Origin of the sequence: Micromonospora sp. NPDC049060, from assembly GCF_040649055.1 — a bacterium.
GTDB classification, from domain to species: domain Bacteria; phylum Actinomycetota; class Actinomycetes; order Mycobacteriales; family Micromonosporaceae; genus Micromonospora; species Micromonospora reichwaldensis.
In genome coordinates, this window is record NZ_JBEZEV010000002.1 from 1 (window position 1) to 12,778 (window position 12,778).

General features: G+C 73.7%; 11 protein-coding genes. 6 read left to right on the forward strand and 5 right to left on the reverse strand.

Going from position 1 to position 12,778, the window contains the following annotated elements; genetic code table 11:
- Window positions 1-111: 111 nt before the first annotated feature.
- Window positions 112-1,539: a UDP-glucose/GDP-mannose dehydrogenase family protein gene (locus AB0B83_RS01050; RefSeq protein ID WP_151457237.1), complete on the reverse strand. Its 1,428-nt coding sequence runs from the start codon at window positions 1,537-1,539 to the stop codon at window positions 112-114.
- Between the two features lie 250 nt (window positions 1,540-1,789).
- Here AB0B83_RS01050 and AB0B83_RS01055 point away from each other — a divergent pair, with 250 nt between their 5' ends.
- Window positions 1,790-2,959: an acyl-CoA dehydrogenase family protein gene (locus AB0B83_RS01055; RefSeq protein WP_357576412.1), complete on the forward strand. Its 1,170-nt coding sequence runs from the start codon at window positions 1,790-1,792 to the stop codon at window positions 2,957-2,959.
- A 13-nt stretch (window positions 2,960-2,972) separates the two neighbouring features.
- On the opposite strand, the gene AB0B83_RS01060 is transcribed toward AB0B83_RS01055, so the two are convergent.
- Together AB0B83_RS01060 and AB0B83_RS01065 are read right to left on the reverse strand one after the other, a co-directional pair.
- Window positions 2,973-4,397 (reverse strand): 5'-methylthioadenosine/S-adenosylhomocysteine nucleosidase, encoded by a 1,425-nt coding sequence (locus AB0B83_RS01060; protein WP_357576413.1) that lies wholly within the window; start codon window positions 4,395-4,397, stop codon window positions 2,973-2,975.
- Window positions 4,398-4,414: 17 nt separating this feature from the next.
- Window positions 4,415-5,158: an NUDIX domain-containing protein gene (locus AB0B83_RS01065; RefSeq protein ID WP_357576414.1), complete on the reverse strand. Its 744-nt coding sequence runs from the start codon at window positions 5,156-5,158 to the stop codon at window positions 4,415-4,417.
- Between the two features lie 98 nt (window positions 5,159-5,256).
- Between AB0B83_RS01065 and AB0B83_RS01070 the strand changes: the two genes are divergently transcribed.
- Window positions 5,257-6,033 (forward strand): AfsR/SARP family transcriptional regulator, encoded by a 777-nt coding sequence (locus AB0B83_RS01070; protein ID WP_357576415.1) that lies wholly within the window; start codon window positions 5,257-5,259, stop codon window positions 6,031-6,033.
- 8 nt (window positions 6,034-6,041) lie between these two features.
- On the opposite strand, the gene AB0B83_RS01075 is transcribed toward AB0B83_RS01070, so the two are convergent.
- Entirely contained in the window at window positions 6,042-7,664 is a 1,623-nt protein-coding gene (locus AB0B83_RS01075; protein WP_357576416.1) for an AMP-binding protein, read from the reverse strand.
- Window positions 7,665-7,787: 123 nt separating this feature from the next.
- Between AB0B83_RS01075 and AB0B83_RS01080 the strand changes: the two genes are divergently transcribed.
- Both AB0B83_RS01080 and AB0B83_RS01085 read left to right on the forward strand, forming a co-directional pair.
- The gene (locus AB0B83_RS01080; RefSeq protein ID WP_357576417.1) at window positions 7,788-8,660 is read left to right on the forward strand and encodes a GNAT family N-acetyltransferase; all 873 of its coding nucleotides are present in this window, start codon (window positions 7,788-7,790) and stop codon (window positions 8,658-8,660) included.
- 66 nt (window positions 8,661-8,726) lie between these two features.
- Window positions 8,727-9,245, forward strand: coding sequence for a peptidoglycan-binding domain-containing protein (locus AB0B83_RS01085; RefSeq protein ID WP_357576418.1), 519 nt, complete (start codon window positions 8,727-8,729; stop codon window positions 9,243-9,245).
- A 56-nt stretch (window positions 9,246-9,301) separates the two neighbouring features.
- Here the strand turns inward: AB0B83_RS01085 and AB0B83_RS01090 are convergent, their stop codons facing one another.
- Window positions 9,302-9,961 carry a hypothetical protein gene (locus AB0B83_RS01090; protein WP_357576419.1) on the reverse strand — a complete coding sequence of 220 codons (660 nt, stop codon included), beginning with the start codon at window positions 9,959-9,961 and terminating at the stop codon, window positions 9,302-9,304.
- A gap of 23 nt (window positions 9,962-9,984) precedes the next feature.
- Between AB0B83_RS01090 and AB0B83_RS01095 the strand changes: the two genes are divergently transcribed.
- Both AB0B83_RS01095 and AB0B83_RS01100 read left to right on the forward strand, forming a co-directional pair.
- Window positions 9,985-10,503 (forward strand): acyl-CoA thioesterase, encoded by a 519-nt coding sequence (locus AB0B83_RS01095; RefSeq protein WP_132233514.1) that lies wholly within the window; start codon window positions 9,985-9,987, stop codon window positions 10,501-10,503.
- Between the two features lie 207 nt (window positions 10,504-10,710).
- The gene (locus AB0B83_RS01100; protein WP_357576420.1) at window positions 10,711-12,729 is read left to right on the forward strand and encodes an acetoacetate--CoA ligase; all 2,019 of its coding nucleotides are present in this window, start codon (window positions 10,711-10,713) and stop codon (window positions 12,727-12,729) included.
- The last annotated feature ends 49 nt before the right edge of the window (window positions 12,730-12,778 follow it).

A 12,778-nucleotide genomic window follows, 5' to 3' on the forward strand; every position in this document is an offset into this window, starting at 1 on the left:
GGGGGGTTTTTTTCTCTTTTGGCGGGGGGGCCGGGGAAATCCCCCGACCCCGCGTCGGGCCACGGCCGGGGGGCGTGCCGGGCCCCCCCCCGGGCCGTCGGTCGTCGATCGTCAGGGGCGGCCCATGCCGCGGTACTCCCAGCCGGCCTGCGTCCACAGTGCCGAATCCAGGCAGTTGCGGCCGTCGACCACCTTGCGTCCGGCGGCCAGCTCGCCGAGGGCCACCGGGTCGGCGTTGCGGAAGTCGGCCCACTCGGTGAGTACGCAGACCAGGTCCGCCCCGGTCACGGCCTCGTTGATGCCGGGCTCGTAGACCAGCTCGGGTGCCACGGCGCGCGCCCGCTCCATGCCCTGCGGGTCGTAGACGTGCACGTCGGCGCCCGCCTTGCGCAGCAGCGAGGCGACGGAGAGCGCCGGCGCGTCGCGTACGTCGTCGGTGTTGGGCTTGAAGGTCGCGCCGAGCACGGCCACGCGCGTGCCGGAGAGGTCCGGACCGGCGGGCCCGGAGCGGCGGCCGAGCAGCTCGGCGGCGAGCTGGACCACCCGGGTCCGGCGGCGCAGGTTGATCAGGTCGACCTCGTGCAAAAAGCGCAGCGCCTCCCCGGCGCCCAGCTCCTGGGCGCGGGCCTGGAACGCGCGGATGTCCTTGGGCAGGCAGGCGCCGCCGAAGCCGAGCCCGGCCTGGAGGAACCGGTTGCCGATGCGCGGGTCGAAGCCGATGGCCCGGGCGAGGTGGGTGACGTCGCCGCCGGAGGCCTCGCAGACCTCGGCCATCGCGTTGATGAAGGAGATCTTGGTGGCGAGGAAGGCGTTCGCGGCGACCTTGACCAGCTCGGCGGTGGCGAAGTCGGTGACCACCAGCGGCACCTCGCGGTCCTCGGTGGCGGCCAGGTCGAAGACGCCCTTGTGGGCGGCGTAGAGCATGCCGTTGGCCCACTCGCTCTTGACGCCGACGACGATCCGGTTGGGCCGCAGCACGTCGTCGACGGCGAAGCCCTCCTGGAGGAACTCGGGGCTCCACGCCACCTCGACGCCCAGGTCGGCGGGGCTGTGCTTGCTGACCAGCTGCTCCACCCACTCGGCGGTGCCGACCGGCACTGTCGACTTGCCGACGATCAGCGCCTTGCGGGTCAGGTGCTGGGCCAGGCTGGTGACCGACGCCTCGACGTACGACAGGTCGGCGCCCATCCCGTCGGCGCGCTGCGGCGTGCCGACGCAGATGAAGTGCACGTCACCGAAGTCGGCGACCTCGGAGATGTCCGTGCTGAACCGCAGCCGCCCGGCCGCCAGGTTGCGCTTGAGCAGCTCGTCGAGCCCGGGCTCGTGGATCGGCACCTCGCCCGCGTTGAGCATGGCGATCTTGTCGGCGTCGACGTCGAAGCCGAGGACCTCGTAGCCGAGTTCCGCGTAGCAGATGGCGTAGGTCGCGCCGAGATAGCCGGTGCCCAGGAAGGTCACCCGCGGTCGCTGCGCGCCGGAGGGGGGCGTCACCGCGGCGATGGCGGGCATCGGCTGGGTGTTGGGGTACGGGATCGTCACGCCTGTCTTCTCCGCTCGCGCTGGCGTCGCGTCGTCGCGTCGCGTTCTGCTGCGGCGCCTGGGCGGGCACCGGAGGGACTCTAACGTCTGCCTGTTCCTTCGTCGCTGGGCGGCGTCGGCGCTCCGCCACGTCCAAGGCTACGCGGCGGTAACATGACCCCGAACCGGGCCGCTATCCTTCAGTCTGCGCCGTCGGCGGTCAGGAGACGCTACAGACTGCGCATGATAGCGGTGAAGGGGAGGGGCCGACATGGCCGCAGAGCAGTCGTTCGACGTCTACCGGTTGCCCGAGGAACACGAGGCGATCCGGGAGGCGGTCCGTGAGGTCTGTGCGGCCAAGGTGGCGCCGCACGCCGCCGAGGCGGACGAGACCGGCGAGTTCCCGAAGGCGTCATACGACGCGCTGCGGGCCGCCGACTTCCACGCACCGCACGTCCCCGTCGAGTACGGCGGCGCGGGCGCGGACGCCCTGGCCACGGCCATCGTGATCGAGGAGGTGGCGCGGGCCTGCGCCTCGTCCTCGCTGATCCCGGCGGTCAACAAGCTCGGCACCATGCCGCTGCTGCTGGCCGGTTCCGAGGAGCTCAAGCAGCGCTACCTGACCCCGGTGGCGGCGGGCGAGGCGATGTTCTCGTACTGCCTCTCCGAGCCGGAGGCCGGCAGCGACGCGGCGTCGATGACCACCCGCGCGGTGCGTGACGGCGATCACTGGGTGCTCAACGGCGTGAAGCGCTGGATCACCAACGCCGGGGTGTCGGAGTTCTACACCGTCTTCGCGGTCACCGATCCGTCGGCCCGCTCCCGGGGCATCTCCGCCTTCGTGGTCGAGAAGTCCGACGCCGGGGTCAGCTTCGGCGCACCGGAGAAGAAGCTCGGCGTCAAGGGCTCGCCGACCCGCGAGGTCTACCTGGACAACGTCCGGATCCCCGCGGACCGCATGATCGGCGCCGAGGGCACCGGCTTCGGCACCGCGATGAAGACCCTGGACCACACCCGGGTCACCATCGCCGCGCAGGCCATCGGCATCGCCCAGGGCGCGCTCGACTACGCCAAGGGGTACGTCCAGGAGCGCAAGCAGTTCGGCAAGGCGGTCGCCGAGTTCCAGGGCGTGCAGTTCATGCTCGCCGACATGGGTATGAAGCTGGAGGCGGCCCGGCAGTTGACGTACGCCGCGGCCGGCAAGTCCGAGCGGGGCGACGCCGACCTGACCTACTTCGGCGCGGCGGCCAAGTGCTTCGCCTCGGACGCGGCCATGGAGATCACCACCGACGCCGTGCAGCTGCTCGGCGGCTACGGCTACACGCGGGACTACCCGGTCGAGCGGATGATGCGGGACGCCAAGATCACGCAGATCTACGAGGGCACCAACCAGGTGCAGCGCATCGTGATGGCCCGTCAGCTCCTGAAGGGCCTGGCCTAGCGGGTCAGTACACCTAGCGGAGCTTCCACAGCGTGTAGCGGAACTCGACCCGGGCCGAGGCGGCGGACGGGGATCGCTGCACGGTGAGCATTGCCAGGTTCTCCTCCTGGGTGCGTACGCACACGTCGCGGCCCTGGCTGAGCAGCTCGCGCAGGTTGGTGTAGAGGCCGTCGACGTACTCCTCGGAGGCGAGGCAGCGGTCGACGGCGGCCTCGCCGGGCGTGTCGAGCACCGCCACCCGGGCCGGCCCCAGCGCGATCAGGCGGCTGGCGTCGTGGGAGAGGGCGAGGTCCATGCCCGGTAGGTTGCCCACGCCGTCGATGTCGTAGTCGGCGGTGTCCCCGGTCTCCAGGTCCAGGGTGCGCCAGTCCGCCAGCCGGACGCCGCTCCCGCTGCGGGCCGGCGCCCAGGTGCCGGTGCTCGTGTCGACCGGTTCGTCGGGTCCGTCGCCGCGCCGCACGACGGTGCTGACGCCCAGGTAGAGCAGGATCGCCACCGCAGCCACGGCCGCGGCGGAGAGGAACTGCGGGAGCCGGCGGGCGCGCTCCGGCCGCGAGGTGCCGGGGGCGCGCGCCGTGGACAGCGCCTGCTCGGTGGACGGGGCCCGCTCGGTGGACGCCGGGGCAGTGGTCCGCGTGTCTCCCTGGCCGTCGGCGACCCGGGGCGTACCGCCGACGGCCCGCGCCAGTGCCACCGCGAAGCCGGCGGCGTTCGCGGCGGCCCGGTGCTGCCAGCCCGCCGTGTCGGCGCGGCGCTTGCCGCCGTCGGCGGCGTCGCTGACGCCGCGGATCGTGATGACCTGGTGGAAGTCCGAGCGGTGGGCGGCCTCGGCCACGCCGGCGCTCTCCATGTCGATGGCGGTCGCGTCGCTGTAGTGCCGGGCGATCAGCCGGGCGACCGGGGCCTCCCGCGAGTCGAGCACCACGTCGCCGGAGACGATCGGCTTGAAGTGCACCCGGGGTGCGGGCGCGTCGCCGCACCACCCGCCGTCCCGGGCCACGGCGCGGGCGAGCTGTTCCAGGCCGTGCGAGACCGGCCAGCCCCGTGGCCGGGGCCGGAACCGCCTGGCCTCCTGCCGGCCGCCCTGGTAGGCATGGATCCGGGTGGCGACGACCACGTCGCCGAGCACCGCGTCGGAGGTGAGCCCACCGGCGACGCCGACGAGCAGGAGCGCCCGGGGCCGGAACCCGCGGATCGCCCGGCCGGCGAGCGCGGCCGCCGCGAGGTTTCCCTCGCCGACCAGCGCCAGCGCGACTGTCGTACGCGGCGCGGGGCCCCGTCCGGGCAGGTCGCCGAGGGTGTAGTGGGTGCCGTCGGAGTCGACGCGCGGCCGGGCGTCAACCAGGTGGGCGAGGAGCGCGTCGTGTTCGAGGCCGAGGGCCGTGAGGAACACCACGTCCACGCCGTGCCCGCCGGGGGAGTCGGGGCGCGACGGCATGACCCTGAAGATACAAGCTAGTCGCTGTCTGTGGTGATCCTCGCCCGGAGCATCGGCGGGTAGAGGGCCGTCGCGGGGCCACGCCGGTACACCGCCGCCGGTCGACCCGTCGCTGGCTGCCGCTTCTGGCCGGTCGGCACGACGAAGCCCTCGGTGCCGGTGACCTTCCGGTTGAAGTTGCGCGGGTCGAGGGGCATCCCCCACACCGTCTCGTAGACCCGGCGCAGCTCGCCGATTGTGAAGGTCTCCCCGCACAGGGCAGTGGCCAGGGTCGTGTACTCCAGCTTGCCGCGGACCCGTTCGAGCCCCGCCCGGAGGATCTCGTCGTGGTCGAAGGCGAGCTGTGCCGGCGTGACCGTGACCACGTCGACCGGTTCCCACCGGGCGTGCCGGGCGTCGGTGCCGGCGACCGGTGCCGGCAGGCTGGGCGCGATGGCCAGGTAGGCGACGGTGACCACCCGGCCGCGCGGGTCCCGGTCCGGCTCGCTGTAGGTGCCGAGCTGTTCGAGGTGCAGGCGGTCCGCGTCCAGGCCGGTCTCCTCCAGCAGCTCCCGTCTGGCGGCGTCGCGCAGGCTCTCCCGGTCGCGCAGGAAGCCGCCGGGTAGCGCCAGCCGCCCCCGGTGCGGCTCGTTTCCCCGCTCCACCAGCAGGACGTGCAGGGCGCCGTGGCGAACGGTCATGATCACCAGGTCGACGGTGATCTGGAGGGTCGCGTGCCGACGGTCGACGCGGGGCGCGATGTCCGGGCCGGCGGGTGCCATGGCCGCAGCCTAGCAAGAAAATGTCAGATTGACGCGAACTGTCGCCTCGCTTATCGTCGGTCTGACATGAAGTCACCCTTCGGTGAGCGGAGGCGGACGTGGAGATCCGGCTGCTCGGCCCGGTGGAGGCGTGCTGCGGCGGCGTCCGGCTCGAACTCGGGCCCCGCCAACAGCGTTTCCTGCTCGCGGTGCTCGCCCTGGAGACGAACCGGCTGGTCCCGACGGACCGGCTGATCGACCTCACCTGGCCCGCCGGGCCGCCGCGAACCGCCCGGCACGCGGTGCAGGTGAGCGTCTCCCGCCTGCGCGCGACGCTGCGCGCGGCCCCGACCGGCGGATCGGTCGAGGTGCTGAGCCGCGCGGACGGCTACCTGCTCGCCGCGCACCCGCACCTCGTCGACGCCCACCTGTTCCGGGCCCTGGTGCGGCAGGCGCACACCACCCCCGGCGGCGAGGCCCGGGCCCGGCTCCTGCGCCGGGCGCTGTCGCTGTGGCGGGGCCCGGCGCTGGCCGGAACGGGGCCGCCGGAGACGGTCGACGGGCTGGTGCGCGGGCTGACCGAGGAACGGCTGACCGCCCAGGAGGAACGCATGGACGCGGAGCTGGACGCCGGCAACCACATCCAGGTGCTGGGTGGCCTGCTGGAACTGGTGGCACGACACCCGTACCGGCAGCGCTTCGTGGCGCAACTGATGATCGCCCAGCACCGATGCGGGCTCACGGCGGACGCGCTGGCCACGTACCGGCGGACCCGGTCGGCGCTGGCGCGCGAGATGGGGCTCGACCCCGGTGTCCGGCTGCGCCGGCTCGAACAGGCCATCCTGCGCGGCGACCCGGAACTGGAACCCGCCACCCGCACAGCCGCCGTGCGGTAGGCCCTTCCTTACACCACCGCCCCCAACTCGTCGCGCTGGTACAGCCGGCGCGCCTCGGCCCGCCGCAGCTTGCCCGAGGTGGTCTTCGGCAGCCGACGCGGCGGCACGGCGCACACGTCCGCCGGGGTGACGCCGACCCGGTCGACGACGGCGGCCCGCACCGCGTGGCACAGCACCTCCGGCCGGGCGTCCGTGGTCTCCACCGCCACGACCAGGCGCTCGCCGCCCGGGGACGGTACGCCGAACGCGGCCACCCCGCCGGCCCGGACACCCGGCACCACCGCCGCCGCGGCCTCCACGTCGGCGGGATGGACGTTGCGTCCGGCCACGATGACCAGGTCCTTCTCCCGCCCACAGACCACCAGCTCGCCGTCGACGAGATAGCCCAGGTCACCGGTGCGCAGCCAGTCGCCGGGAGCCGCCGCCGGCTCACCCCAGTACCGCCCGACCACCGACGGCCCGGCGACCTCGACGTGGCCCACCCGGCGCTCGCCGAGCTCGGCGCCCGTACGCCGGTCCACGATCCGCACCGACGCCCCCGGAACCGGGCGGCCGAGGCGGACCAGCGCCCGCTGCCGGCCGCCCCCGGGCGCGGGCACGGCGACTCCCTGCTCCGCCAGCACGTCCGGATCCACCCGGTCCACCCGCAGCCCTCGCCCCCGGGGCGGGCAGGTCACGGCGAGGGTGGACTCGGCCAGCCCGTAAGCGGGCGTGAACACGCGCGGATCGAGACCGTGCAGCGCGGCCTCGTCCAGGAACGCGGCCACGGTCGACGCGTCGACCGGTTCGCCCCCCGACACCAGGTGCCGCAGCGAACCGAGATCCGTCTCCGGCGACCGGCGCAGCAGCCGGGTCAGTAGTCCGTACGCGAAGTTCGGTCCGCCGGACCAGGTCGGCCGGTAGGTCCGTACGGCGGCCAGCCACACCGCCGGCTGGCGGACGAACGCCGCCGGTGAGATCAGCACCGCGGCGCAGCCACACGTCATCGTCATCGTCAGCGCGCCGACCAGACCCATGTCGTGGTAGAGCGGCAACCAGCTCAGCAGCGGCCCCGGGTGGTCCCGCTCGTGGCCGGTGGCGTGCCGGATGGCCGTCAGGTTGGCCGCCAGGTGCGCGTGGCTGACGGGCACGCCGCGCGGCTGCCGGGTGGAGCCGCTCGTGTACTGCACGACGGCCAGATCGGCGGGGTCCGGACGGGTCACGGCCGCCGGTGCCGCGTCGGCCGCCCGGCGGATCAGGGTCGCCAGCGAGACCAGCGGCGTACCGGGTGGGACGGCTCCGGGAGGCAGCTCGTCGGCGGCCACCACGAGATGGAACCCGGCGTCCGCCGCCACGGCCCGGGTCAGCTCGTGCCGGCCGGGCCCGCCCCTCGGTGGCAGGGGCAGCACGGTCACCGCGCCGCCGATCAGCCACACCGCCTGGAGCGCCGCGACCAGCTCGACCCCGGTGTCCGCCAGCAGTCCCACCCGGCAGCCCGCGCCCAGCCCGTCCCGGCGCAGCACCCCGGCGATCCGGCGAGCCGACAGGTGCACCTCCGCCCAGGTCCGCCGCGTCGTCTCCCCGTTCGCGGCGAGCACGGTCAGGGTGCCGTCGCCGGGGCGGTCCACGATCGAGTCGACCACAGTCCTCATGCCCCGCACGCTGCCCGAGGCCGGTCAGCGGCGGATCAGAGGCGGCTCTGACAGTGGTGTGAGGCGGCGCTGACCGGCCGGGGCCAGCGTCTGCGGTGCACTCCGGGAGAAGGGACGCAGCAGATGACGGTCGACACCCTCGTTACCAACCGCCGGGAGGCGTACCGCGAACAGCTCGCTGACCTGCTCGACCGCGACGTCGCGGAACTCGCCGACGGCGCCCGACTGGCCGACCAGCTGCACCTCGACAGCCTGGCGATGATGAGCCTGCTGGCCTGGCTCGACGAACACGGCGTGGCGCTCGACGCCGGCCACCCGCCGGCCAGCGTGGGGGACGTGCTCACCCTGGTCGAGCGGGCCACCGGCTTTCCCGGCCTGTCGATCCAGGTCGTTGACGCGCGGGCGGCCGCCGCTGTCGGCGCGACGGCACCGGGACCGCCGCGCCCGCGACCGGCGGCCGACCCGCTGGTGCCGGTGCTCGCGGACCGGCTCGTCCGGCTGACCGCTGTCGTACCCGACGACATCGGCTTCCTCTACTCGCTGGCGACGACGCCGGAGACCTGCTTCCGGTGGCGTTACCGGGGCGCGCCGCCGTCGCTCGACCGGTTCGTCGAGGACCTGTGGCGGCAGGTGCTCGTGCAGTTCGTCGCGCGCCGCGCCGAGGACGGCCAGCCGATCGGCCAGGTCGTCGCCTACGCCGCCGACCCGGCCATGCGTCACCTCTACGTCGGTGCCGTCTTCCACCCGGGGCACACCGGGGCGGGGCTGGCCGCCCGGTCAGTCGAGCGTTTCGTGCGCTACCTGTTCCACACGTTCCCGCTGCACAAGATCTATTTCGAGGTTCCCGGCTTCAACTGGCCTCAGGTGAGCAGCGGCCAGGACCGGTTCTTCCGGGTGGAGGGCATGCTGCGCGACCACGACTACCACGCGGGCCGTCACTGGGACCAGTACCTCTGCGCCGTCTACCGCGACGAGCCCGGCGCCCCGGGCTCGTGACCGTGTCACCGGCAACACCGCACCACGCATAGCCCGGCACCATCCGTCAACAGATCGGAGCCCACCATGCACACCCAGTCCCGCCGTCGGACCCTGCTCGCCCTGGCCGGGGCGACCACCGGCCTCGCCGCCCTGCTCGCCCCGACGGCCGCGCACGCCGCACCCGCCCCCGAGCCGGTCGCCCCCGAGCGGACCGCGCCCGAGCGGGTCGCCCCGCAGCCCGGAGCGGCCGACGGTGACCTGGTGGCCACCGCCGCCGTCTGCCAGAGCTGGACGGACTACGTCACCGGGCCCGGCACCCCGTTCAACGTCGCCATCCCGAGCACCACCCGCAACGGCAACCAGCCGGGCTGCATCCTGGCCCAGGGCCACTCCACCGACGGCGTCTACAAACTCCAGGACGCGTTGATCCGCTGCTACGGCCAGAGCATCGGCAAGGACGGCATCTACGGCGCGCAGACCGCCGCAGCCGTACGGAACGCGCAGCGCATCCACGGGCTCAGCGCGGACGGCGTCTACGGGCCGAACACCCGGGCCGCGATGATCTGGCCGAAGTACTACAACGGGAACTTCAACCACTGCTGACGGGGGTAGGCCTCGGGCCCCCGCCCCGCCAGGGCGGGGGCCCGAGGTCCGTGCGGTCAACGCAGGTCGGTGGTGGTCTCCTCCGGTCGGTTGGTGCCACGCGGCGGCGCCGACCACGGCGATTCGCCAGCGGTGCGGCGCGGCAGCGGCTCCGTCGGCGTCGGGTCCGGGTAGCCGAGGCTCGGCGGGGCGGTGTCCCGGTCGGTCGGCTCGGCCGGCGGCCAGTCCGTCAGCGTGAAGTCGTTGCGCTCCGGCCCCTCGGCGGGCGCCGGCGTCGGCTCGACCGCCGGTCGGGGCCAGCGCCGCCAGCGCTGCCCGCTGAAGGTGGCCACGACCAGCAGCAGGCCGATCAGGAAGAGCGTGCCGTTCTCCACCGGCAGGTGCAGCGGCAGGGGGTCGCCGAAGACCTTCCAGCCGTCCGGGATGCGGTCCCGCACCTCGAAGGGCGCGACGAACATCGCCACGTACGGGGTGGCGAGCAGCAGCCCGGCCACGAGCGGGCCGAGCGGTGACGTGCGCAGCGTGCCGAGCAGGCCGAGCAGGACCCCGCCGACGGCGAGGTAGACGGCGGGCTCGATGAGATTGGCCGAGTTCGACGTGCCGATCTCGACCCAACGGTCGACGGTGCCCGCCGACCCGTCCTGCCCGAGGGTGACCAGCACCCACGTGACGGGCGCCACCACCAACCCCGCGAGGAAGCTCCAGAGATGTCGCATCCGCGCACCGTACCGTTTCCGACATGACCGAGCACCCCTCCACCGCGCCGGCCGGCAAGCCGACCTCCTACTCCCGGGTCACCCTGAGCCGGATCATGACCGCGGTCGACGTCAACCTCTACGGCACCGTGCACGGCGGGGTGCTCATGAAGTTCATCGACGACGTGGCGGGGGCCGCCGCGGCCCGGCACAGCGGCGGTACGGCGGTCACCGCGGCGATCGACGAGATCGTCTTCACCGAGGCGGTCCGGGTCGGTGACCTGCTGCACGCGCACGCCCAGGTGAACTGGACGGGGCAGACCTCGATGGAGGTCGGCGTCCGGGTGGTGGCCGAGCGGTGGGACTCGGCCGAGGACGAGCCGGTGCGGGTGGCCACGGCGTACCTCGTCTTCGTGGGCGTCGACCTCGGCGGCGCGCCACGGGCGGTCCGGCCGGTGCTGCCGGAGGGCCCGGAGGACGAGCGCCGGTTCCGGGAGGCGGAGATCCGCCGCGCCCACCGGCTGGCCCGCCGTCGCGCCATCCAGGCCCACCGCGCCGGCTGACCGGGTGTCAGGAAGGGCACCTTCCGCTACGAAAAACGTCAGGAAGGTGCCCTTCCTGACGCGGCACACACAGCACGGCGGTAGGGCATGTGGGCTCGGCACGTGCGCCGACGGAGGTCGGGTGCGGAGAATGGCGCTCTGAGGTAGGGCAAGATGGCGCCACGGCCCACTTCACAGTGTCGTGCGGGGCCAGGGAAGGGTGGAGCTGTGGGTGACGTGCTGTGGACGCCGCCGGCGGACGTACGCGAGCGGTCCCGGATCGGAAGCTACCTGCGCTGGCTGCGTGAGCACCGGGGGCTGGACTTCGCCGACTACGACGAGTTGTGGCGCTGGTCGGTCACGGACCTGGACGCGTTCTGGCGGTCGGTCTGGGACCACTTCGAGGTGGTCGCGCACACCCCGCCGACCGCCACGCTGAGCGGCCGGGGGATGCCCGGGACCAGGTGGTTCCCCGGCGCCACCCTCAACTACGCCGAGAACGTGCTGCGGATGCCGGGCCTGGCCGACGACGACCCGGTGGTCATCGCGCACGGCCAGACGCGGGCGCCGGTCACCCTCACCGCCGCCGAGCTGCGCGAGCAGGTCCGCCGGGTGGCCGCCGGGCTGCGCCGGCTCGGCGTCACCGCCGGCGACCGGGTCGCCGCCTACGCGCCCAACATCCCCGAGACGTACGTGCTGCTGCTCGCCACGAGCAGCCTGGGCGCGATCTTCTCCTCCTGCGCGCCGGAGTTCGGCACCCGCAGCGTCACCGACCGGTGGCAGCAGATCGAGCCGAAGGTCCTCGTCGCGGTGGACGGCTACCGCTACGGCGACAAGCCGGTCGACCGGCGCGGCGAGGTGGCCGCGATCCGGGCCGCCCTGCCGTCGGTGAAGCACACCGTCGGCATCGCCTACCTCGACCCGGCCGGGGACCCGGCCACCGCGCCGTCCGGCGACGCTCCGGACCGGCCGGCGGGCGCGTTCGAGGGCGCGCTGGCCTGGTCGGAGCTGGCCGCCGACACCGACGAGCCGCTGACCTTCACGCCGGTCCCCTTCGACCACCCGCTCTACGTGCTCTACTCCTCCGGCACCACGGGGCTGCCGAAGCCGATCGTGCACGGCCACGGCGGCATCCTGCTGGAGCACCTGAAGATGCTCGCCCTGCACCACGACCTGGGCCCGGCGGACCGGTTCTTCTGGTTCACCACCACCGGCTGGATGATGTGGAACTTCCTGGTCTCCGGGCCGGCGGTGGGTGCGGCGATCGTGCTCTTCGACGGCAACCCGGGCCACCCCGACCTGGGCGCCCTGTGGCGGCTGGCCGGGGAGACCGGCACCACGTACTTCGGCACGTCCGCGCCGTTCCTGCTGGCCTGCCGCAAGGCCGGGCTGGTGCCGAAGGAGACCGCCGACCTCTCCGCGCTGCGCGGGGTCGGCTCGACCGGCGCGCCGCTGCCCGCCGAGGGCTTCACCTGGGTGTACGAGACGGTCGGCGACGACCTCCAACTCCAGTCGCTCTCCGGCGGCACGGACGTCTGCACCGGCTTCGTCGGCGGCGTGCCGCTGCTGGCGGTGCACGCGGGTGAGATCACCTGCCGGGCGCTCGGCGCCAAGGTGGAGGCCCGTTCGGCCGACGGCACGCCAGTCGTCGGCGAGCTGGGCGAGCTGGTGATCACCGAGCCGATGCCGAGCATGCCGGTCGGCTTCTGGAACGACGCGGACGGCACCCGCTACCGCGAGGCGTACTTCGACCTCTACCCGGGCGTCTGGCGGCACGGCGACTGGATCACCATCAACGACCGGGGCGGCTGCGTGATCACGGGCCGCTCCGACGCCACCCTGAACCGGGGCGGCGTGCGGCTCGGCACCGCCGAGTTCTACTCGGTGGTCGAGGGGCTCGACGAGGTCGTCGACTCGGTGGTCGTGCACCTGGAGGACGACGAGGGCGGCGCCGGTGAGCTGCTGCTGTTCGTGGTGCTCGCCGAGGGCCTGGAGCTGGACGACGCGATGCGGAAGAAGATCTGCCGCGAGCTGCGTACGGCGCTGTCGCCCCGGCACGTCCCGGACGAGATCCACCAGGTGCGGGCCGTGCCGCGCACCCTGTCGGCCAAGAAGCTGGAGGTGCCGGTGAAGAAGATCCTCACGGGCACCCCGGTGGACTCGGCGGCGGCCAGGGGCGCCCTGGCCAACCCGGAGTCCCTCACGGCCTTCGCCACCCTCGCCCAGACCCGCACCCCCCGCCCCTGACCCGCACCCCTCCCACCCACTCCTCCCGCCCCTGACCGGCCGCGCGTGG

Bases quoted from the DNA above. Each gene is read 5' to 3' on its own strand.
- AB0B83_RS01055 (WP_357576412.1), top strand. From the start codon at position 1,790: ATGGCCGCAGAGCAGTCGTTCGACGTCTACCGGTTGCCCGAGGAACAC.
- AB0B83_RS01060 (WP_357576413.1), bottom strand. From the start codon at position 4,397: ATGCCGTCGCGCCCCGACTCCCCCGGCGGGCACGGCGTGGACGTGGTG.
- AB0B83_RS01065 (WP_357576414.1), bottom strand. From the start codon at position 5,158: ATGGCACCCGCCGGCCCGGACATCGCGCCCCGCGTCGACCGTCGGCAC.
- AB0B83_RS01075 (WP_357576416.1), bottom strand. From the start codon at position 7,664: ATGAGGACTGTGGTCGACTCGATCGTGGACCGCCCCGGCGACGGCACC.
- AB0B83_RS01080 (WP_357576417.1), top strand. From the start codon at position 7,788: ATGACGGTCGACACCCTCGTTACCAACCGCCGGGAGGCGTACCGCGAA.
- AB0B83_RS01085 (WP_357576418.1), top strand. From the start codon at position 8,727: ATGCACACCCAGTCCCGCCGTCGGACCCTGCTCGCCCTGGCCGGGGCG.
- AB0B83_RS01090 (WP_357576419.1), bottom strand. From the start codon at position 9,961: ATGCGACATCTCTGGAGCTTCCTCGCGGGGTTGGTGGTGGCGCCCGTC.
- AB0B83_RS01095 (WP_132233514.1), top strand. From the start codon at position 9,985: ATGACCGAGCACCCCTCCACCGCGCCGGCCGGCAAGCCGACCTCCTAC.